25 protein-coding genes and 1 tRNA gene are annotated in these 20,440 nt (G+C 64.9%); 17 read left to right on the top strand and 9 right to left on the bottom strand.

Annotation, left to right across the window (positions count from 1 at the left end; translation table 11 throughout):
* Position 1: 1 nt before the first annotated feature.
* Positions 2-1,528: a cryptochrome/photolyase family protein gene (locus AC5FRZ_RS10515; protein WP_493564539.1), complete on the bottom strand. Its 1,527-nt coding sequence runs from the start codon at positions 1,526-1,528 to the stop codon at positions 2-4.
* A 203-nt stretch (positions 1,529-1,731) separates the two neighbouring features.
* Between AC5FRZ_RS10515 and AC5FRZ_RS10510 the strand changes: the two genes are divergently transcribed.
* The gene (locus tag AC5FRZ_RS10510) at positions 1,732-2,286 is read left to right on the top strand and encodes a halocyanin domain-containing protein (RefSeq protein WP_493564538.1); all 555 of its coding nucleotides are present in this window, start codon (positions 1,732-1,734) and stop codon (positions 2,284-2,286) included.
* A gap of 77 nt (positions 2,287-2,363) precedes the next feature.
* Here the strand turns inward: AC5FRZ_RS10510 and AC5FRZ_RS10505 are convergent, their stop codons facing one another.
* Together AC5FRZ_RS10505 and AC5FRZ_RS10500 are read right to left on the bottom strand one after the other, a co-directional pair.
* Complete coding sequence (locus AC5FRZ_RS10505; protein ID WP_170094633.1) at positions 2,364-2,663, bottom strand: DUF7521 family protein; 300 nt, start codon at positions 2,661-2,663, stop codon at positions 2,364-2,366.
* Positions 2,660-3,019: a winged helix-turn-helix domain-containing protein gene (locus AC5FRZ_RS10500; RefSeq protein WP_153553746.1), complete on the bottom strand. Its 360-nt coding sequence runs from the start codon at positions 3,017-3,019 to the stop codon at positions 2,660-2,662. The genes AC5FRZ_RS10505 and AC5FRZ_RS10500 overlap by 4 nt, the downstream gene beginning before the upstream one ends.
* Positions 3,020-3,258: 239 nt before the next feature.
* On the opposite strand from AC5FRZ_RS10500, the gene AC5FRZ_RS10495 reads away from it, so the two are divergent.
* Positions 3,259-4,137: a halocyanin domain-containing protein gene (locus tag AC5FRZ_RS10495; protein WP_493564537.1), complete on the top strand. Its 879-nt coding sequence runs from the start codon at positions 3,259-3,261 to the stop codon at positions 4,135-4,137.
* A gap of 197 nt (positions 4,138-4,334) precedes the next feature.
* On the opposite strand, the gene AC5FRZ_RS10490 is transcribed toward AC5FRZ_RS10495, so the two are convergent.
* Positions 4,335-4,408 (bottom strand) — tRNA-Arg (locus tag AC5FRZ_RS10490).
* A 115-nt stretch (positions 4,409-4,523) separates the two neighbouring features.
* A complete protein-coding gene (locus tag AC5FRZ_RS10485) occupies positions 4,524-4,817 on the bottom strand; it encodes a twin-arginine translocase TatA/TatE family subunit (RefSeq protein WP_015763632.1) in 294 nt (97 codons plus the stop codon).
* Between the two features lie 121 nt (positions 4,818-4,938).
* Between AC5FRZ_RS10485 and AC5FRZ_RS10480 the strand changes: the two genes are divergently transcribed.
* Entirely contained in the window at positions 4,939-5,412 is a 474-nt protein-coding gene (locus tag AC5FRZ_RS10480; protein WP_493564536.1) for a redoxin domain-containing protein, read from the top strand.
* Positions 5,413-5,463: 51 nt separating this feature from the next.
* Here the strand turns inward: AC5FRZ_RS10480 and AC5FRZ_RS10475 are convergent, their stop codons facing one another.
* A complete protein-coding gene (locus tag AC5FRZ_RS10475; RefSeq protein WP_493564535.1) occupies positions 5,464-6,174 on the bottom strand; it encodes an SDR family oxidoreductase in 711 nt (236 codons plus the stop codon).
* 326 nt (positions 6,175-6,500) lie between these two features.
* Between AC5FRZ_RS10475 and AC5FRZ_RS10470 the strand changes: the two genes are divergently transcribed.
* Together AC5FRZ_RS10470 and AC5FRZ_RS10465 are read left to right on the top strand one after the other, a co-directional pair.
* Positions 6,501-8,804 (top strand): methyl-accepting chemotaxis protein, encoded by a 2,304-nt coding sequence (locus tag AC5FRZ_RS10470; protein WP_170094629.1) that lies wholly within the window; start codon positions 6,501-6,503, stop codon positions 8,802-8,804.
* A 2-nt stretch (positions 8,805-8,806) separates the two neighbouring features.
* Positions 8,807-9,538, top strand: a complete 732-nt coding sequence (locus AC5FRZ_RS10465; RefSeq protein WP_170094627.1) for a bacteriorhodopsin — start codon at positions 8,807-8,809, stop codon at positions 9,536-9,538.
* Between the two features lie 198 nt (positions 9,539-9,736).
* On the opposite strand, the gene AC5FRZ_RS10460 is transcribed toward AC5FRZ_RS10465, so the two are convergent.
* Entirely contained in the window at positions 9,737-10,690 is a 954-nt protein-coding gene (locus AC5FRZ_RS10460) for a transcription initiation factor IIB (RefSeq protein WP_015763627.1), read from the bottom strand.
* Between the two features lie 236 nt (positions 10,691-10,926).
* On the opposite strand from AC5FRZ_RS10460, the gene AC5FRZ_RS10455 reads away from it, so the two are divergent.
* The 9 genes from AC5FRZ_RS10455 (at position 10,927) to AC5FRZ_RS10415 (ending at position 15,970) form a co-directional block, all read left to right on the top strand.
* Positions 10,927-11,796, top strand: coding sequence for a 3-hydroxyacyl-CoA dehydrogenase family protein (locus tag AC5FRZ_RS10455; RefSeq protein WP_372480704.1), 870 nt, complete (start codon positions 10,927-10,929; stop codon positions 11,794-11,796).
* Positions 11,793-12,383 (top strand): DUF2391 family protein, encoded by a 591-nt coding sequence (locus AC5FRZ_RS10450; protein WP_170094624.1) that lies wholly within the window; start codon positions 11,793-11,795, stop codon positions 12,381-12,383. The genes AC5FRZ_RS10455 and AC5FRZ_RS10450 overlap by 4 nt, the downstream gene beginning before the upstream one ends.
* 89 nt (positions 12,384-12,472) lie before the next feature.
* The gene (locus tag AC5FRZ_RS10445; protein WP_015763624.1) at positions 12,473-12,658 is read left to right on the top strand and encodes an HVO_2753 family zinc finger protein; all 186 of its coding nucleotides are present in this window, start codon (positions 12,473-12,475) and stop codon (positions 12,656-12,658) included.
* Positions 12,659-12,660: 2 nt separating this feature from the next.
* On the top strand, positions 12,661-12,927 hold the full coding sequence (locus AC5FRZ_RS10440; protein ID WP_170094622.1) for an elongation factor 1-beta: 267 nt from the start codon (positions 12,661-12,663) through the stop codon (positions 12,925-12,927).
* Positions 12,928-13,073: 146 nt separating this feature from the next.
* Entirely contained in the window at positions 13,074-13,364 is a 291-nt protein-coding gene (locus AC5FRZ_RS10435) for a 50S ribosomal protein L21e (RefSeq protein WP_153553738.1), read from the top strand.
* Between the two features lie 3 nt (positions 13,365-13,367).
* Complete coding sequence (locus tag AC5FRZ_RS10430; protein WP_170094621.1) at positions 13,368-13,724, top strand: RNA polymerase Rpb4 family protein; 357 nt, start codon at positions 13,368-13,370, stop codon at positions 13,722-13,724.
* A 124-nt stretch (positions 13,725-13,848) separates the two neighbouring features.
* Positions 13,849-14,421 carry a DUF655 domain-containing protein gene (locus tag AC5FRZ_RS10425; protein ID WP_493564534.1) on the top strand — a complete coding sequence of 191 codons (573 nt, stop codon included), beginning with the start codon at positions 13,849-13,851 and terminating at the stop codon, positions 14,419-14,421.
* Between the two features lie 50 nt (positions 14,422-14,471).
* Complete coding sequence (locus tag AC5FRZ_RS10420; protein WP_493564533.1) at positions 14,472-15,344, top strand: 16S ribosomal RNA methyltransferase A; 873 nt, start codon at positions 14,472-14,474, stop codon at positions 15,342-15,344.
* 2 nt (positions 15,345-15,346) lie between these two features.
* Positions 15,347-15,970 carry a HemK2/MTQ2 family protein methyltransferase gene (locus AC5FRZ_RS10415; RefSeq protein WP_493564532.1) on the top strand — a complete coding sequence of 208 codons (624 nt, stop codon included), beginning with the start codon at positions 15,347-15,349 and terminating at the stop codon, positions 15,968-15,970.
* A gap of 81 nt (positions 15,971-16,051) precedes the next feature.
* On the opposite strand, the gene AC5FRZ_RS10410 is transcribed toward AC5FRZ_RS10415, so the two are convergent.
* Positions 16,052-16,231 (bottom strand): hypothetical protein, encoded by a 180-nt coding sequence (locus AC5FRZ_RS10410; protein ID WP_493564531.1) that lies wholly within the window; start codon positions 16,229-16,231, stop codon positions 16,052-16,054.
* A 150-nt stretch (positions 16,232-16,381) separates the two neighbouring features.
* Here AC5FRZ_RS10410 and AC5FRZ_RS10405 point away from each other — a divergent pair, with 150 nt between their 5' ends.
* From AC5FRZ_RS10405 to AC5FRZ_RS10395, 3 genes are all read left to right on the top strand, one after another.
* Positions 16,382-17,374, top strand: coding sequence for a 5-methyltetrahydropteroyltriglutamate--homocysteine methyltransferase (locus AC5FRZ_RS10405; RefSeq protein WP_493564530.1), 993 nt, complete (start codon positions 16,382-16,384; stop codon positions 17,372-17,374).
* Entirely contained in the window at positions 17,371-18,441 is a 1,071-nt protein-coding gene (locus AC5FRZ_RS10400; RefSeq protein WP_153553731.1) for a methionine synthase, read from the top strand. The genes AC5FRZ_RS10405 and AC5FRZ_RS10400 overlap by 4 nt, the downstream gene beginning before the upstream one ends.
* 203 nt (positions 18,442-18,644) lie before the next feature.
* Complete coding sequence (locus tag AC5FRZ_RS10395; protein ID WP_170094616.1) at positions 18,645-19,043, top strand: OsmC family protein; 399 nt, start codon at positions 18,645-18,647, stop codon at positions 19,041-19,043.
* Between the two features lie 55 nt (positions 19,044-19,098).
* Here AC5FRZ_RS10395 and AC5FRZ_RS10390 read toward each other — a convergent pair whose 3' ends face one another.
* Positions 19,099-20,382, bottom strand: a complete 1,284-nt coding sequence (locus tag AC5FRZ_RS10390; protein WP_372480710.1) for an FIST signal transduction protein — start codon at positions 20,380-20,382, stop codon at positions 19,099-19,101.
* Between the last annotated feature and the right edge of the window lie 58 nt (positions 20,383-20,440).

The raw sequence follows: 20,440 nt of genomic DNA, 5'->3' as shown, positions 1-20,440 counted from the left end.
CTCACAGCTCGCTGTCGGCGGCTCGCGTCCGCAGTTCGTCTGCTCGCTCTCGGATCGCCGTCAGCTGATCGTCGTCCTTGTCGTCGAGGTGGCTGTAGACGAGTCCCATCCGGTGGTTCGACCGGAGCTGTGACTCGTTGCGGTCGAGGAAGTCCCAGTACAGCGCGTTGAACGGACACGCTCGCTCTCCGGTCGTCTTCGTCTTGTAGTACGGACAGTCGCTGCAGTGGTCGCTCATCTTGTCGACGTAGTTCGCCGAGGCGGCGTAGGGCTTCGTGGCGAACGCACCCGAGCCGTACAGCCCCATCTCGACGACGTTGGGCGTCGTGACCCAGTGGAAGGCGTCGACGTAGGCTGCGTGGAACCAGCGGTTGAGCTGTGCCGGCTCGACACCGAGCAGCAACGAGAAGTTCGACAGCAGCATGAGCCGCTCGATGTGGTGTGCGTAGCCCCGCTTGCGGACGCCGTCGATGGCCGCGTCCAGACAGGCCATGTCCGTCTCGCCAGTCCAGAAGAACTCCGGGAGGTCTTCGGACGCGTCGAGCTGGTTCGCCGTCGCCAGCTCGGGCATCTCTCGACGGTAGACGTGCCGGACGAACTCTCGCCACCCGATCACCTGCCGGACGAACCCCTCGACGCTGTGCAGCGGTGCGTCACCAGTCTCGTAGGCCTCGATCGCGCGCTCGACGACCTCCGCAGGCCCCAGCAGTCCGAGGTTCAGCGAAGTCGACAACAGGCTGTGGGCCATCGCCCACTCGCTCTCGACCATCGCGTCCTGATACGCCCCGAAGTCGGTGAGGCGATCCTCGACGAATGCGTCCAGCGCCCGAACTGCCTGCTGTCGCGTCACCGGCCACCGGAACGGCTCCGGATCGGCCCAGTCACCGCCGTAGGGCGCTTGCTCGTAGCCACCGTCGAAGTGGTCGCGAACCCACGACTGGACCCGACGCGTCGTCTCGTCGGGTTCGAACGTCGGCACCGCTGGGGGCTCCCAGTCGTCGGGCGGCGTCTCGCGGTTCTGCTCGTCGTAGTTCCACTCGCCACCGACCGGATCGTCGCCGTCCATCAGGTAACCGGTTTCCCGGCGCATCGATCGGTAGAACGACTCGTGACGGTACGGCGGGCCGCCCGTCCACTCGTCGAAGGTCGCTGGCGCACAGAGGAACCGCTCGTCCGGTACTGTCGTGAGCGTCCCGCCGTGTCGCTCGATCAGCGTCCGCAGCCGCTCGGTGCCGCCGTGACTCGCCGGGGTCATCGTCACGAGATCGTCGTCGGGATGGCGCTCGAAATGGCTCTCGAACCCGTCTTCGAACGTCTCCTCTCGGTGGTAGTCGACGGTCCGGCCCGCCTCGCGCAACGCGTCCCGGAAGTGACGCATCGCACTGAACACGAGCGTCGGCTTGTGCGGGTGGTAGGGCAGCCGACGGAGGAAGTCCCTGGACTCGATCATCACCACGCGGTCGTCCGGCCGGTCGGCGAGTGGACCGAATCGCCGGGACAGCTGGTCGCCAAGCACCAGCACGGTCATTGCGAACCACTCTGTCGCATGTCTCACTCTTCGCCTACACGAACCATGAACACCACCCCAACGAACGTTGGTCGTCGCCGCTTTCACGCCGGTAAATGCTTCGACGAGCCGTGTTTCGCTGTCGCGTGTCACCTCACCCCATCCGGCGGGATTCCCCGTGTCCGGCCACCTTATCCGTCTCCTTCCCCAACTCCACTGTGTCTATGAGTGACTCCCTGAACCGACGGACGCTCCTCCGTAGTACCGGTGCAATCGCCGCAGCAGGTCTCATCGCTGGCTGTAGTGGAGACGGCGGCGGCGACGCCACCGAGAGCGCGACCGACGACGAGATGACCGAAAGTGCCACCGAAGAAGAGATGACTGAGAGTGCGACCGAGAGCGGTGGCTCGTCGATGGAAGCCGGCGACGAGGTCGCCAACTATCTCGGCGAAACGTCGAACTTCGACGGGACGGTCGCAGACATGACCGGTCAGGACACCGTCACCGTCACGGTCGGTGCAGAGGCCAACGGCGGCGCGTTCGGGTACGACCCCGCTGCCGTCCAGATCTCTTCGGGCACGACGGTCGAGTTCGAGTGGACTGGCAATGGCGGCACCCACAACGTGAAGTCCCAGGGTGACGGTCCGCTGGACTCCGGTGGCGCAGTCAACACCGAGGGCGTCGAGTACGAGCACACCTTCGAATCGAGCGGTACTTACCTCTACTACTGTACGCCCCACAAGTCGCTGGGGATGAAGGGCGCGATCGTCGTCGAGTGACGATCCGGCCAACTCCAGCCTCGCGACAGTCGTCTCGCCGCCAGCGGGTGGCGACACCGTTCACGGATCGACGCGTCTCAAACGCGGTCGGTCCCACTACTTCTCGTGACGTACAGCGAGTACGCGATGATCCCGAAACCGACGAAGGTCAACGCGCTCTCGACGACCAGTGCCACCGACGGATCGGCGATCAACTGATCGGCGATGCCGGCCAGTAGCGAGCCGAGCGTGACGACGCCGAATCCGGCCGCGAGGTACAGCAGTCCGGACGCGCCGGTCCTGTACCCCGCTTTCGCGGCCAAATACGTGATCAACGCACCGAGCGCCAGCGTGCCCGTCTTGAAGACGATGACGACGAGCGGTATCTCCGTGTTCATAGTTCCTCACTGATCTGTGACCAGAAGCGCGCGAGGCGCTCGTCCGGCGTCTCCTCGTGGTCGACGACGTCCACGTCGAACGATTCGTCGCCGTCGAAGGCCACGAACACGCCCCTGAAGTCCCTGACGAACTGCGTCGTGTGGTGGCCGTCGTCCCGGACCTTCGTTCGCTCGGCGACCAGTGCCGCGTCGCTCAGCGTCTCTAGCTTCCGGTAGGCACTCGTCCGCGAGAGATCACACTCGTCGGCGACCCCCTTGGCCGTCATCGGTTCGTCGAGCGCGGCGACGATCGTCCGGCAGTCGGGATCGGCCAGTGCATCGAACAGGGCCTGTTCGGACGGCACCTCGTCGGTCATGCGTCTCTGTGGGCGCGTGGCCGCCGCGGTCGCGTCCGACCGGACCAGACGGAACAGGACTGTCTGCCAGTCGGGTGGAGGCTTGGGATTGGTAGCGGTCCGCGTCGGACGACCGGGAACCGCGTGCGGCGTGCCCACCGTAGTATCATCCCCACAATGTAAAGGGAAAAGTCATGCTTTCCAGATTCTGCAAACCGGGGATCCCCTTTAGGGGCGAGCCCCCGGTAGCCTCACTCGCCATGCGACGGTCCCTCTCCAGACGACAGCTCCTCCAGGGCGTATCGTTCGCGTCGATCCCGGCACTCGCCGCCCGTCTCGGCTCCGCTCGGTCCGGTTCACCCGCGACGACGAGTCCGCAGACGACGACAGCGACACCCTCGTCGACCGATGCCCCGGTCGACGACCTCGACGCGTGGCTCGCCGACGCCAACGGCTACGGCGGTCAGTTCCGAAACGTCGGCTACGACGACCTGGTCGAGGTCCTGGTCGGACACCCGATCGAGGGCGACGGCTACGCCTTCGACCCGCCCGCGGTCACCGTCACGCCCGGTACGACGGTGGTGTGGCGCTGGTTCGACCACGGCGGCCCACACAACGTCGTCGCGGTCGACGGCAGCTTCGATAGCGGCGACGCCACCGACCAGCCAAACGAGACCTACTCCCACCACTTCGAGACGACCGGCGAGTACCCCTACGTCTCCGAACCCCGGCGCGACGACGGGCTGAAAGGCGTGATCCGAGTCCGGAAGGCACCCGAGAGCGGCTACCCCGATCTCGACCACTGGCTCATCTACGTCGACGGCTGGGACGGGACCCTCGCCGACCGCACGGGCTTGGACACGGTCACCGTGACCGTCGGCAGCCCCGGCAACGGCGGTAACTTCGCTTTCGATCCGCTCGCACTCAAGTGTTCGACCGGAACCACCGTCGCGTTCGAGTGGACCGGGGACGGTGGCGCACACAACATCGGATTCCAGGGCGACATCGAGAAGTCGGACATCTACAGCGAGAGTGGCCGCCACTTCGAAGTGACCTTCGACGAACCGGGCGTCTACCCGTACGCCTGCTACCCTCACGAGGCGATCGGCCAGCGCGGCGGCATCGTCGTCGAGGAGTAACCGGCCTCGGCTGTCGCACCCGCCGTGACCGCGAGAATCGTTTTTCCGGTCGGTCGTCGCTACGCTCCTCCCTGCACGGGCGTGGCGGGATTCGAACCACGGTCGGACGTGCTCGCTTCGCTGCGCGCGACCTCCCTGATTAGAATCCTGCTATTCCGGTTCGGTCACCGACTCGCTACGCTCGTCGGTTCCCCGCACGGGCGTGGCGGGATTCGAACCCGCGATCGAGGGGTTAGGAACCCCTCGCCCTCGTCCACTAGGCCACACGCCCTATCGAGCGGTGTACGAGACGGCTCAAAAACGCTGCTGTTCTGCCGTGGAGGGCAGGGGCTGGACGGTAGATGGATGGAGAAGGGATTGGGAACCTGTCGGGACCGTCGCGGGCGTCACTCGGTGGCTGTTTCGGAAGCGGTCTCCGAAGCGGTGTCGTCGGCGGTGGTCTCGACGAACTCGGAGTCGGGCTCCTCGGTCGCGCCCTGACTCTCGCCTGGCCCCTCGCGGATCTCTTCGAGTTCCTGCTCGACTTCCTCGCGGCCTTTCTGGAACTCGCCCATCGCCTCACCCGTCGAGCGAGCGAGCTTCGGGATCTTGTTTGCACCGAACAGCAGGACCGCGATCAGGAGAATGATCATCATCTCCTGGGTCCCCGGTAAACCGATCTGCAGTAGGGTTGCTACCATTGTAGCAGGACTTAGCGTGAGGTCTAATATAGGCTTTTTGCTCACCCTGATCGACGAACCGTATCGCTCGGGAGGTTCTGGAACGCAAACGACTTGATCTGGTACCCGCTACGGGTCAGTGATGGTCTCTACTGGTGACGAAGCGCCGTCGTTTACGGCACCGCTGGCGAATGGTGACATCGAGTCGTTCACGCTCGCAGACCGCCTCGACGAGGCTCCGATCGTCCTCGCTTTCTTCCCCGGTGCGTTCACCGGCGTCTGCACCCACGAGATGAACACGTTCCAGGATCGCCTCGACGACTTCAGCGAGGCCGGCGCGAGCGTGTACGGCGTCAGCATCGACACGCCGTTCTCACAGAACGAGTTCCGCGACAAGCTCGGTCTGGAGTTCGACCTGCTCAGCGACTCGAACCGCGAGATCGTCGACGAGTGGGGCCTCTCGATGGACTTCGAGGAACTGGGCGTCGACGGCGTCGCCAAACGCTCTGTCTTCGTCATCGACGGCGACGGCGTCGTCCAGTACGCCTGGGTGAGTGACGATCCCGGCGTCGAGCCGGCGTACGACGAAGTGCTCGACGCCGTCGACGCTATCTGAGGTGCGGGCGACCGGCTCGCTGCGTCCGGTAGGCCGGGGCTACCGAGTGCGTCAGGCTTCGCCGTACACCGGGACCGCAGCGCCGCTGGTGACGCTGGCACCCTCAGAGCAGAGGAACAGCATCATCGTCGCGATATCGTCCGGATCGACCCACGTCTCGAAGTCGGCGTCGGGCATCATCTCGCGGTTCATCGGCGTGTCGATGACACTCGGCATGACCGCGTTGGCCCGGACGACTCCCTCGTTTTCGGCGGCGATGGTCTCGGTCAGGAGTCGCACGCCGGCCTTAGTCGCGCGGTAGATCCCGTCGCCCGCGCCACCCTCCAGCGAGGAGCGCGCCGAGACCGAGACGACGGTACCCTCACTCTCCCGGAGGTGCGGGAGGGCGTGTTTCGACGCCAGAAACATCGTCTTGAGGTTCACGTCGAACAGGAAGTCGAACGTGTCGGCGTCGGTCTCGTGGATCGGATCGCCGCCGCGCCACGTCCCGGCGATGTTACAGAGGGCGTCGAGACGGCCGTGCTCTTCGACCACGCCGGCCACGATGTCGGCCACGTCGTCCTCGTCGGTGAAATCGCCCTGGTAGTAGTCGATTGCCTCCGTCTCGTCGAGCAGGAAGTCCTCGCTCTCCGGAGCGACGATGTCGGCACCACAGACCGTCGCACCGGCGTCGTCGAATGCACGAGCGACGGCACCACCGAGAGCACCGCCGACGCCGGTCACCAGTACGACGCTGCCGTCGAAGTCAAAGTCGACTGACATAGGAGATAGCTCGGGCCGACAGCGGATAAAACCCAGTCTGGATACCGACGGCGGCGCTCGTTTCGCCGCTGACGCGGGCTGGGACACGAAGCGCCGGCGGTACGAACGGCGAGGCGACGTGTCCGACGACTCGGTGGCGTGTCTGGCACAGCCGACACGTCGCGAATCGCCGGGGGACGCCCCCACAGTTCTATGGGTTCTGACGGCGACGGATCGGCCTTCGACGGAGATGACACCCCGGCGAACGCTCGCGTTTCAGCATCCGCTTATCACCGCTGAAAACTGCGCGCGAATCTATTAATCCGTGAACGCCCAGCATCGAAACGATGAGTTCTGAGACATCATCTCTCCTTCCTGAGTTTATCGGGGACAGTTACGCACTGCGCCTCGGACTCGCGCTGGCGCTGGCGGTGGTCGTCGTCATCGCCGTCGGTGCCGTGGTGAGCGTTCAGGCTTCGGACGAACTGGAGTCCGAAGTCGAGTCCGACCTGCGTGCGACCTCGGCGACTCAGGCCGACCAGATCGACGCGTGGCTCGGGTCGGCTCGACAGAGCGTCCGGATGACCTCCGCGCTGCCGGTCTTCGAGTCCGGGTCGACCAGCGAGGTACAGGCGCAGTTGAACACCTTACAGGACAACGACAGGCTCCCGGCCGACGTCGTCGCAGTCCACTACGTCGACACGACGACGATGGAGATCGAGGCCAGTTCGAACGAGGACTTCGTCGGTGTCGACGCGAGCGAGCAGGGAGCGCCGTTCGCGACCGACCCCCCGAGCTTCGAGGGGCCGGACGACACACACGTGACCGATCCGTTCCAGGTCTCGATCGTCGACCATCCGATCATCGCCATCCTCTCGCCGGTCGAGGGCGACAGCGATCACGCGATCGTCTTCATGACCGATCTGAAGGAGCGGACGGAGGCGTTCTCCGACCAGCGTGACGGGTCCTACACCGCCGTGGTCAACGACGAGGGTCAGTACATCGCCCACCCCAACAGTAGCAAGATCAACACGGCACACGACGGCAGCATGACGATGCCGGCGTCGGGTGAATCCGGGTTCATGGCGATGGGCGACACGCTGATGGGCATGACGACGCTCGAAACGGCCGACTGGACGGTGATGGTCCACTCGGACCGGAGCGAGGCCTACGCACTGAGCTCCCAGATCAACTCCGACCTGATCGGGATCGTGCTGTTCGCGGTGATCAACCTCGGACTCGTCGGCGTCACGATCGGGAGCGGTACGATCGTCTCGCTTCGCCGACTCTCCAACAGGGCCGAGGAGATGGGTGCCGGCGATCTCGACGTGGACCTGACCACCGCCCGGACCGACGAGATCGGCTCGCTGTACCAGTCGCTCGACGACATGCGGACGAACCTCCGAGAGACCATCTCAGACGCCGAACAGGCACGGAAAGAAGCCGAGCAAGCCAAGAGCGACGCCGAGCAGGCCCGCGAGGACGCCGAGGAAGAGCAGGCCGAGATGGAGGCGCTGACGGGCCACCTCGAACTGAAGGCCACCGAGTACAGCGACGCACTGTCCTCGGCGGCCGACGGCGACCTCACCGTCCGCGTCGACACCGAGAGCATGAACGACGCGATGAGCGAGGTCGGCGAGGAGATCAACGCGATGTTGGCGGATCTCTCTACGACCATCGCCGAGATGAAGTCCTTCGCGAGCAACGTGTTGCAGGCGAGCGACGACGTGGGGACGAACGCCCAGCGGGTCGACCGGGCCAGCCAGCAGGTCAGCGAGTCGATCCAGGAGATCTTCGACGGCACGAACGAACAGAGCGAGCGGCTCCAGAACGCGGCCTCGGAGATGGAGAACCTCTCTGCGGCCTCCGAGGAGATGGCGGCGTCGGCCCAGCAAGTGGCCGACACGTCCCAGTCGGCCGCCGAGGTCGGCGAAGACGGCCGTAGAGCGGCCCAGGAGGCCATCGAAGAGATGAACAGCATCGAAGCCGAGACCGAGGAGACCGTCGCCGAGATCAACGCACTCGACGAGGACCTCGACGAGATCGGCGAGATCGTCTCGGTCATCACCCAGATCGTCGAGCAGACCAACATGCTCGCGCTCAACGCCTCGATCGAGGCGGCCCACGCCGACGCGGAGGGCGCGGGCTTCGCCGTCGTCGCCGACGAGATCAAGGGCCTCGCGGAAGAGACCAAAGAGGCCGCGGGGGACATCGAGGAACGCATCGAGCGCATCCAGTCACAGGCCGGCGACACCGTCGAGACGATGGAGTCGACCAGCCAGCGGATCACCGACGGCGTCGAGACCGTCGAAGAGGCCGTCAACGCCCTGGAGACCATCGTCGAGTACACGGAGGAGGTCGACGCCGGTATCCAGGAAATCGACCGGGCGACCGAAGAGCAGGCAGAGACGGCGACGGAGCTGCTGGAGATGATCGACACGCTGACCGAGATCAGCCAGGAGACCGCGACGGAGGCGGACACGGTCGCCGGTGCGGCCGAGGACCAGGCACACTCCATCGGCGAGGTGTCTGACTCCGCGACGGAACTCAGACAGCGTGCAGACGAACTCGAACAGGCGCTCGACCGGTTCTCGGTGCAGTCTGCCGAGAGTCCCGGCCAGCAGACGACTGCGGCCACTGACGACGACTAACGATGATAGAACTCTGGTTCACACTCGGTACGATCGGTATGCTCGCTGGGACGGCGATTCTCGCCTACGGCTTCAGGCTCGTCCCGGCCGAGAGACGCACGCGGTACGCGGTGCTGGTCTCGATTCCCGGCATCGCGATCTTCGCCTACGCGATCATGGCACTCGGCATCGGCGGCTTCGACACGGGAACGCACACCGTCTGGATTCCCCGCTACGTCGACTGGCTGCTGACGACGCCTCTGAACGTCCTGTTCCTGGGGCTGTTCGCGGGTGCCGACCGCGAGACGATCGGGAAGCTCGTCGGCCTGCAGGTCCTGACGATCGTCTTCGGGTTCGCGGGCGCGCTGTCGGGCGGCCTACTCGCCTGGGGCTTGTTCGCCCTGGGCGCGGTCGCCTTCGTCGGCGTCGGCTACCTGCTGTACGGCGCGATCACGGACGCCGCCGTCGAAACGCTCTCGGAGGTCGGATTCGGCGTCTACGAGACGCTGCGTAACTTCGTCGTCGTGCTCTGGGGCGTCTATCCGGTCATCTGGATCGTCGGACAGGCCGGACTCGGGCTGATGGACCTCGAAACGACGGCGCTGGTGGTCGCCTACCTCGACGTGGTGACGAAGGTCGGCTTCGGCCTGCTCGCGCTCAGTGGCGAGGCGATCGTCGAAGAACTCGGGACGCAGGTGTTCGAGGACGAGGACGCGGCGATGGCTCCGGACCACGACGCACAGCCGTCTGACTGACACGCTCGGTCACACTGCTGTGCAACACGCCGTCACAGCGGTCAGATGAGCCCTGACCGCGGCGACGACCGACTGTCCGTACCACTGGCGGCGCTGCCGTCGAGCGTCGACAAAAAGTATCGCGAAAACGCGTCCCGAGTGTGAGGCGACGTGGTCCCGTCTCGTACTGCCGGCCGTTCTCGTGGCCAGCGATCCGTCTCAGTGGATCCCCATCGCTTCGATCTGTTCCTGGTAGCGGTTCCGGATCGTCACTTCGGTCACCTGGGCAACGTCGGCGACCTCTCGCTGGGTCTTCTTCTCGTTGCACAGCAGCGACGCGGCGTAGATCGCCGCCGCGGCGTAGCCCGTGGGGGACTTGCCCGACAGCAGCCCCTGCTCGGCGGTCACGTCGATGATCTCGTTGGCCTTCGACTGGACCTCCTCGCTGAGCTCGAGTTCGCTGGCGAAGCGCGGGACGTACTGTTTGGGGTCGACGGGCTCCATCTTGAGCTTGAGTTCCTGGGCGACGTAGCGATACGTGCGCCCGATCTCCTTTTGCTCGACCCGAGAGACGTCCGAGACCTCTTCGAGGCTCCGTGGGATGCCCTCCTGTCGGCAGGCGGCGTACAGACAGGAGGTCGCGACGCCCTCGATGGAGCGGCCGCGGATGAGGTCCTCGTCCAGCGCGCGCCGGTAGATTACCGACGCGACTTCTCGCACCGAGCGCGGGACGCCCAGTGCCGACGCCATCCGATCGATCTCCGAGAGGGCAAACTGGAGGTTGCGCTCCCCCGCGTCTTTCGTCCGAATTCGCTCTTGCCACTTTCGCAGCCGGTGCATCTGGGATCGCTTCTTCGACGAGATGGACCGGCCGTACGCGTCCTTGTCCTTCCAGTCGATCGTCGTCGTCAGCCCCTTGTCGTGCATCGTCTGGGTCGTCGGTGCCCCGACGCGGGACTTGCTCTGCCGTTCAGAATGGTTGAACGCGCGCCATTCCGGGCCGCGGTCGATGTTCTCATCTTCGATGACAAGTCCGCAGTCTTCGCAGATGAGTTCGCCGCTCCCGTCCGTCGATATTGCCGTCGAGTCACACTCAGGACAGGTCTGCTCGGATTCTTCCGTTTCCTGCTCCTGCGTCCCGTCGTGCTCGCGCTGGCGGGTGGGGCGCTCCATGTGTCCTTTTATGGAGAAACAATTCAGACATATAAACGTTTGGCTGGTGGCGACCAGTGCCGATAGTAACACTGGCTTACTCGACGGAATGTGACAGCTCAGCCCCTCTTTGCACGGATCTCGTTTCAGCGTTCCTCGTGTGAATCCATCGATCGGGGGTGATTCCCACGGCGAGGTCCGCAACGAGTGGTGAGTTCCAGTAAAGGCTTATCCGGTGTGGCGACCCGATGTCACGCATGGACGTTGCCGTACTCGGGACCTCGACCACCAGTCACGCCCTCGCGGCGTGGTGTCTCCGGGCGGAGGCGTCGGTTCGCCTCTACGGGGACGACGCCAACGCCGTGATGGACAGCGTCGACGCGGTTCAGCGTCGCGCTCGCGGCGACAGTGACGCGATTGACGGCACGACCGGACTGGAAGCGGCCGTCGGCGGTGCCGACGTTGTCTTCGACGTCACCGGACGCGAGATCGACGCTCGCCGGGACCTGCTCGCCGACGTCGAGGCACAGATCGGGCCGGAGACGCTGCTCGTCGTCGGAGACACGTACGACCGAATTACGGCCGTCGCGGCGGGTCTCCGTCGGCCCGACCGCGCGGTCGGCATCCACGTGATCGATCCGGCAGAGAGCCAGCTGGTCGAACTCGTCGTCGCCGAGCAGACGACGGCAGACACACGGGACCGCGCGGCGTCGCTCGTCGAGTCGCTCGACGCCACGCCGATCGTGGTCCGGGACACGCCGGGATTCGCGACGACTCGACTGGACCTGGCGACCATCGCGGAGGCCGTCAGGATGGTCGAGGACGGCGTCGCGAGCGTTCCGGCCATCGACCGCGCGCTCGAACTGGGTCGCGATCACCCGATCGGTCCGCTCGGACTGGCCGACCGACTGGGCCTCGATACGGTCCTGTCGGCACTGGAGTCACTGGCGCTTGACCTCGGTGGTCGGTTCGATCCGCCGGACCTGCTCTTCGAGAAAGTCGAATCGGGCGAACTGGGCCGCCAGACCGGCACCGGGTTCTACGAGTGGGAACAGGGCGAGCGAGTCGGCCCCGCCCAGCCGAACCCGACCGTCGAAGCCCGATCGGCAGAGCCCGGTGAGCGATGAGCCGGTCCGAGCGGCGGCGAGGGGACTCGCCGGTCGAGCAGGACGACGCCGACATGAGCGACCTGTTCGACGATCTCTCGGAACTTGAGGATCTCGTCGACTCACCGGCGGAACGAGCCCGCGTCCGAGAGGCGATGCAGACGGCGAGCGAGGTCGACGACGACGGGCCGGTGTTCGGCCGAGTCGTCTGGGGATTCGACCGTGCGGACCTCGCGGAGTCGGTGCTGGGCGCGCTGCTCTTTGGCATTCCGATGGCCGTCGAGGGCGGGACGGTCGACTCCGGTCGGTTCATCTCCGCTCGCCCGCCGTTCCTGGCTCTGACGTTGCTCGCGACGGTCGCAGTGGTCGTCGGGATCCTCTACGTGGCCGACATTCAGGACGTGCGGGTCGCCTACGCGTTCTTCGGTCTCGTCCCGCGGCGACTCGTCGGCGTCCTCGGCTCGTCGTTCGTGACGGCAGTCACACTGTTGAGCGTCTGGGGCGTCGTCGACTGGGCGGACCCGTGGCTGGACTTCTGTATCTGCGTCGTGGCCTTCTTTCCGATGGCGATCGGTGCCGCGCTGGGTGACATCCTGCCGGGGAGCTAGTCCGGCGGACGACCGCGTCCGTTCGAGAAACCACTACCACTCCGGTGCGTTTGACAATCGTTAAAAGTCGTGGCCGGATACCAGCGTGTATGAGCGAGAGCGAAACTCAGCAAAAACGCACACAGAAGTGCGTCTCGTGTGGCATCAACATCGCCGGCACGAACGCGGCCGCGTTCAAGTGCCCGGACTGCGGTCAGCAGATCTACCGCTGTGGGACCTGCCGCAAGCAGAGCAACCTCTACGAGTGTCCCGACTGTGGCTTCCGGGGGCCCTAACGATGGGGAAAGTCGCCGCCAAGATCAAGGTCATGCCGAACAGCCCGGACGTCGACCTGGACGCGCTCCAGGAGCGTCTGGAGGGCGCACTCCCCGAAGGCGCGAAGATCAACGGCGTCGAGCGCGACGACGTGGCCTTCGGGCTCGTCGCTCTGTTCCCGACGGTGATCGTCCCCGACGACAGCGGTGGCACGGAAGCCGTCGAGGAAGCCTTCAGCAACGTCGACGACGTGGAGTCGGTCTCCGTCGAGAACGTCGGCCGGATATAGACCGAGTCCTTTCTTCACCGCCGTTCGACGCGCCGAGTCGCGACGCTCACGCTGGTCGCGGTGTGATATCCTGCCGAGAAGGTGCTCGCGCTGGCGCGACGGGAACGCACGTTTTATTAGGACGACCGGATTACCCCTCCGCACGAATGCCCAGTTCGGATGGACCCCTCAAAGGAACGCGGAACAAGCTGAAGAACACGCCACGCGAGCGCGGCACCTCGCCGCCCCAGCGCGCCGTCGAGCAGTACGAGGAGGGCGACACCGTCCACCTCAAGATCGACCCGTCGGTCAACGACGGTCGTTTCCACCCGCGCTTCGACGGTTCGACCGGCGTCGTCCTCGGACAGCAGGGCGAAGCCTACAAGGTCGAGATCAACGACAGCGGCAAGGACAAGACGATCATCGTCACGCCCGCACACCTCCGCCGACAGGAGTAAGGTATGACGATCTTCAAAGAGAAGGTCGACGAGGAGTACCTCACGATCGCCGAAACGAAGGAGATCCTCGAAGACATCGAAGCCGAGCGCTCGATGGACGAGGATCGAGAGATGCGTTACGAGCTCGCTCGTGCGATCGAGCACGTCAACCGCTTTGCGATGCTCGATCCCGACGAGGCCGACGAGTTCGTCGACCAGCTGCGGGACCTGGAGAAGGTCGACGAGGCGACCGCCTACAAGATCGCGAACCTCCGACCGCTGGATCGCGACGAGCTGCGCTCCGTGTTCGCACAGGAGCGGTACTCGCTGTCGGGCGACGAACTCGACGAGATTCTCAACGTCGTCAAACAGTACGCGTGAACTGCCTCGGGGTCACGCCCCGGGGCACTCGCCTTGCTGCTCTGTAGATCGGTCGGCCGCGTGGCGATTGTCACCGGCCTCGCCGACCCACGCCATTAAGTGGGCGCTAGACCTATCGACTGGCATGAGCGATACCGAGAGCGGTGACGACGGCGAACCGGCCGTCGTCTTGGACTTCCTGCCACACGGCAAGTCCGATGACGACCGGCCACAGTATCAAAAGCAGCCGCTCGCGTACGCGATGGGGACCGAAGACTTCCGGCTCTACGAGATCGTGGTCGGAGAGGAGACGGACGTGACCTTCGGCGACCGCATCGACGTTCACAGCACCGACTTCGACCGGGTCAGCGTCGTCGAGTACGACGATCTCCCGAGCGGTGCCCAGTCCGAGCTCGACTACGCCGTCGAGGACCTCGTCGAGGCAGAGGAAGATCGGTTCGTCGACTTCTACAACGAGGCCCAACCGATCACCCTCCGGCTCCACCAGCTGAACTTGCTGCCCGGCATCGGCAAGAAGCTGCGCAACTCCATTCTGGACGAGCGCAAGCGCAAGCCCTTCGAGAGCTTCGAGGAACTCGAAGAACGAGTCAGCGGCCTCCACAACCCCAAGGAGGTCCTGGTCGAACGGATCCTCGAAGAGCTATCGGAGGACGACCTGAAGTACAGCAGGTTCGTGCGCCGCGAAGACCAGTCATAGTCGGCCCGGAAGTGACAGCGTTTTACGGGTCTGCCCGCTATCCGCGAGCGATGACTACCGACGGATCGCCCTCCCAGGGGGCCGACGGCGCTCGCGATCCGGACGCGCTCGTCGCCCGTGCGGGCAAGCGAGCGGACACCCGACAGGACCAGCACTTCTTGGTCGACGATCGAGTTCTGGACCGGATTCCGGGCTACGCCGACCAGATGGATCGAGCACACGTACTGGAAGTCGGTGCCGGCCCCGGCGCGCTGACGGATCGACTGCTCGCGGTCGCTGATCGGGTGACCGCGATCGAGCGCGATCCCGACTTCGCGGCCCACCTGCGCGAGGAGTTCGCCGACGCCATCGACGCCGATCGCCTGACGATCGTCGAGGGTGACGCCCTCGACGTGGACCTGCCCGAGTTCTCCGCGAGCGTCTCGAATCTCCCCTACGGGGCCTCTAGCGAGATCGCGTTCCGGCTGCTCCCGCGCGGGAAGCCGCTCGTCCTGATGTTCCAGCAGGAGTTCGCCGAACGGATGGCAGCAGACCCCGGAAGCGACGACTACGGGCGGCTCTCGGTGACGGCGGGCCACTACGCCGACGTCGAGATCGTCGAGACGGTGCCGCCGACGGCGTTCGACCCACAGCCCCGCGTCGACAGTGCCGTCGTCCGGCTCCGGCCGCGCGAACCCGACTACACCGTTCCGGACGACGACTTCTTCATGGACTTCCTCAAGGGCGTGTTCACACAGCGTCGCAAGACGATGCGAAACGCCGTCCGGAACACGGCCCACATCACCGACCTCGGCGATCCCGACGCCGTCGTCGACGCCGCAGACGAGTCGCTGATGAGCAAGCGCGCGGGAGAGCTATCGCCCGCGACGTTCGCAGCGCTGGCGACGCTCGCCTACGAGACCGGCCGACCCGGAGAGTACTAGCGATGCCCGACCAGCCTCCGACGGACGACGACGGCCGCCCCTCGCTCGCCACACAGCGCGACACGGAGACGGTGTACCAGCCGGCAGAAGACTCCGACCTGCTGGCGCGGACGGCCAGGTCACACGCCGCGCCCGGCGACCGCGGGCTCGACGTGGGAACAGGATCAGGCTACGTCGCCGAGACGCTGGCCGAGGCGGGCGTCGACGTGGTCGCGTCCGATCTGAACCCGGACGCCTGTCGCGAGGCAGCGGCTCGCGGTGTCCCGGCCGTCCGTGCCGACCTACTCGATCCGTTCCGCGACGACGCCTTCGATCTCGTCACGTTCAATCCGCCCTATCTGCCCACCGAGCCAGACAAGGAGTGGGACGACTGGATGGAACACGCGCTCTCGGGCGGAGAAGACGGCCGCAGGCTCGTCGACCCCTTCCTCGAAGCGGTCGAGCGCGTGCTGGCTCCCGGTGGGCGTGTCTTCCTGCTAATCAGCAGCCTCACCGGGATCGGCGACGTACAGCGCTACGCTCACGAGCGGGGGCTGGCGGGCGAGATCGTCGCCGACGAAGCCCACCCCTACGAGCGACTGGTCGTGATCCGGTTCGAGTCCCGAGACGAGAGCCCGCTCCCGTGATCGGCTGTGTACTCTGAGACGGGTCGCTCTGCGGGACGGGCAGACGCCGCGTCGACGCTCGCGTGAGACGACCGGGCGGCGTCACTCGTGGTGGTGAATCCACTCGCTGGTCGGGACGAACGCCGTCGCTCCGCAGGCACCACAGGTCTCCGGTGGTTCGAACTGGTGATCGCCCGCCGAGCGGTGAACCGGCGTGCCGGCGTGTGTCACCTGGCAGTTCGAGCAGACGAACTCGACGACGTTTTCGGGGCTGTGTGCCATACTGTAGCTTCGAACGTCGCACAGATATAGGTGCGGTAGCACGCACCACTATCGGCCTGTGACGCCCAGTCGTCGGACCGCCGACCAATAACCATGGAGCATTTTCTGATATAGGAAATATTAAAGCCCGTCATTTCCAACCTAGCCGTAATGACACAGGTAGTCGCCACGACACCCGGTCTGTTCCCGCTCCCGGACTGGGCGAAAGACGAGCTGTCTCGACTGAAAGGCCACCAGAAGTCCGACCTCGTCAGCGGTGAGGAGGGGCCGGAGATCGTCGACGCCTACGACCGCGCTCGCGAGGAGGTCGTCGGCGTCCAGACCGACGCCGGCCTCGACCGCGTCACGGAGGGCCAGCTGCGATGGGACGACATGATCGCCCACCCGCTGGCGGTCGCCGACAACGTCGAGACCCGCGGGATCGTTCGCTACTACAACAACAACAACTTCTACAGGGAGCCGGTCGTCACCGGCGACCTCGATGCCTCCGGCGACGTGGCCGGCGAACTCGACGCTGCGGCCGAGCACGTCGACGCCGGTCTCCAGGCGGTCCTGCCGGGACCGTACTCGCTCGCGGACCTCGCGACCGACGAGCACTACGGCGACGAGGCAGCGTTCCTCGACGCCGTCGCCGACTTCCTCGCCGCCGAGGCCGACCAGTTCCCCGACGTCGAGACGCTGTTCCTGCTGGAGCCGTCTCTCGTCGAGAACGCGCCCGGTGAGGCCGACGAGCGCGCCAGCGAGGCAATCGACACCGTCGCTTCGGCCGTCGACGCCGACGTGGTCGCTCACACCTACTGGGGCGCTCTCGACGAGAAGGTGTACGCCCACCTCATGGACGCAGCCGTGGACGCCATCGGCTTCGACCTGATCGCCGACCACGAGCAGAACGTCTACAACGTCCAGGAGTACGGCACCAAAGACGACGTGGCGCTCGGGCTGGTCGACGGACAGAACACGTTCGTCGAGACCCCGGAGACGATCCGCGAGCGCGTCGAGTGGTTCGTCGAGCAGACCGACGGCGACTACGACACCGTCTACGCGACGGCCAACACCGAGCTGTTCTACCTGCCTCAGAACAAGTTCGAGGCCAAGATCGAGGCGCTGGCTGACGCCGCCGCGATCGAGGAGGTGGAAGCATGACCGGTCCCCGCGAGCAGTTCCGACCCGAGGACCACGACAACGACCACTTCCTGCTGACCAGCGTCGTCGGCTCCTACCCCAAGCCCAAGTGGCACGACCGCGCCCGCGAGCTGTTCGAAGATCCCGACGCCGACTTCGACGAGCACAACTGGGAAGAGGCGAAAGACGACGCCGCCCGACTCATCACGCGAGAACACGAGCGATCCGGGCTCGACACCGTCGTCGACGGCGAGATGCGCCGCAACGAGATGGTCGAGTACTTCGCCGAGCTGATCGACGGCTACGAGTTCAACGGCCGCGTGAAGGTGTGGGGCCACAACTACTTCGACAAGCCCTCGATCGCCGACGAGGTCGAGTACGACGAGGAGTGGCTCGTCGACGAGTACAAATTCACGTCGTCGGTGTCGGACCGTCCGGTCAAGGTCCCGATCACCGGTCCCTACACGCTCGCTCGCTGGGCCTTCAACGAGGCCTACGAGACGACCGAGGAGGCCGCCTACGCCCTGGCAGACCTCGTCAACGAGGAGATCGAGCGCCTCGTCGACGCCGGCTGTAAGTACGTCCAGATCGACGAGCCGGCTCTCGCCCAGTACGAGGACGACCACGCCATCGTCGGCGAGTGTCTCGAACGCATCGCAGACGGGATCCCCGAAGACGTGCGCCTCGGCCTGCACGTCTGTTACGGCGACTACTCGCGGATCTACCCCGAGATGCTGGAGTACCCCGTCCACGAGTACGACCTCGAACTCGCCAACGGCGACTACGAGCAACTCGACGTGTTCAAAGCGGACGAGTTCACGAAGGACTTCGCGATGGGCGTCGTCGACGCCCACGTCGCCGAGGTCGAGTCCGTCGAGGAGATCAAGGACAACATCAAGAAAGGACTGGAAGTCGTCCCGCCGGAGCAACTGACGGTCTCCCCGGACTGCGGGATCAAGCTCCTGCCCCGCGAGGTCGCCTACGGCAAGATGGAGAACATGGTCCAGGCCGCCCGCGAGATCGAACAGGAACTCGACGCCGGTGAGATCGACGTGGTCGGTGGGCAGACGGCGAGCGCGGACGACTAGCGAGAGGCCGAGCGGAGCGAGGGCGCTCGTTCACGCGAGCAGGGAGACGCGCCGATAGGCGGGTCTCCAAAAGCCGAGCGGCGCGACGAACGAAGTGAGGAGCGGTCCTCGTTTTTGTGAGGTGCTTTCTCCCTCGCTCGTGTAACCCTCAGTATTACGGATCGACAACGTTTACGGCGGAGCCGTCCGACCCCACGAGTGCTATGGCAGATATCGAAGTCAGCAGTACGTGTGAGGAAGGGTACACGGTCACGAACGTCATCGACGACGAGTGGGAACTGGTCGTCGACGCGCTGAGCGAGGACGGTCCGTCTCCGAACCAGGTGCTGGCGGCGGACTACATCTCGTGTTACATCCCGGCGCTGCGCGTCGCCGCAGACCAGACCGGCTACGACGACCTCGGCGCTGTCGAGGCCGAAGTCGCTGCTGACCTCGACGACGACGACGATCTCGAAGCGGTCGCGTTCGAGATCGAGGTCGAGGCCGACCTCGGCGACGACGTCGAGGAGATCGTCGAACTCGGCGAGGAGATCTGTCACGTTCACTCGGCGCTTCAGGACGAACTCCACGCCGAGATCACGCTGCACGACGACGCGTTCTAAGCCCCGAGGAGACTATTTTTTGATGTGTGGGCAATAGCACGACGGCAGCTGCTGGTTACTCTGGGAACAAGAACACAACTGCAGAGGTGTTGTGATAGCCCGTGTAGTCCTCGTCTGCCGAGCAGACTTCGCCGTATGTTTCGAAGCCAGCGAACGGTGCATCGATCGAACGGCTGATCGCGTCGACTACGTCGTCAAAGTCGTCGCCCAGAATCATCGCCCGACACGCACAGTCGTAGACGAACCCGCCAGCGACGGCATCGCCACCGAGTTCGTCGACGGCATTCGATGCGGCTGTTTCGACGGCGGAGACTTGATCGGGTTTGCTGCTGTGTGTAACACGCAACTCAGTTCCTTCGGCAATGTCTACGGTAAATCCGAGCGAGCCGTCGGTATCTGTGGTTTGTCCCGGCCACCGGATGTTGTATCCCTCCGTCGAGATGAACGCGGACGCAACGAAATCTCTGATCCGAGACGCGATACTCTGGGCGTCTGCGTCAGGTTCTGACTCGATACCCAGCTCGTAGCGGCCGAGTAACATCAGAAACTCCTCGGAATCGGCCTCCAAGTCGTCGACGTCGATCCCGTACGACTCTTTCGCGTCTGTCCGAATCGCATCCCGCCAGGCCTCGAAAGCCGGCCGTCCGTCGAGTTTGTGGACCGTGCTTCCTTCGGCCTGGGTGACGGTCATCGGTTCCGAGATCGGTTCGTGGCCGTGGTTGACCGTTACCGCGAATGGATCTTCAGAGGCCAGTAGCGCGAGCGCGACGGCGTCTGATTCGACCTGTCCGTTACAGAATACGTGTGTCTCCTCCAGTCGAAGGTCGTCTCCAGCAGAGCCGCCAACAATCGGAATCTGGTCGTCGTCGAGATACTGTTCGGTAAGCTTCGTAATCTCGTCTCCGATGCTGACGATGCCGTCGTGGAGGTTGATTACCGCACGGTGTGGGTACTGGTCGATCTCTGGATCGTCCGGTTCCGGAAGATTGTGTACCGCGTCGAACAGGCAGCGCTTATGATCGGCACCCAGCCCCGTCGAGAGCGTGGTGAAGAACTCCATCGAATCGGAAGCGACGATGCCAACTGTCACAGTCTCTGCCTTCGAGCCGGCTTCAGTGAACTCTCCGGAAGACGAGCAGCCGATGATTTCGGTGTCCGAACCGACGATGCTTCGAATGCCCCAGAGGACTGCATCGTAGTCGTAGACTGGCGAACAGAAGACTTGGCAGAAGTCCGGGCTGTCAGCCTCGATGTTGTCGAGGGCCTCACGTACTGCCGCCATGCCGGCGGCGTCACCGCTCTCTCCCGTTGCTTGCCCTGTACCGACCTGTGTGTCCATGTACTCTGTCTAACTGAAAGAACGACTTATGCGTCACGGAGTTGGCGGAGACGCCACA

Source organism: Halomicrobium sp. HArcht1-1 (assembly GCF_058933285.1).
This window is presented reverse-complemented; position numbering and strand designations above follow the sequence as displayed.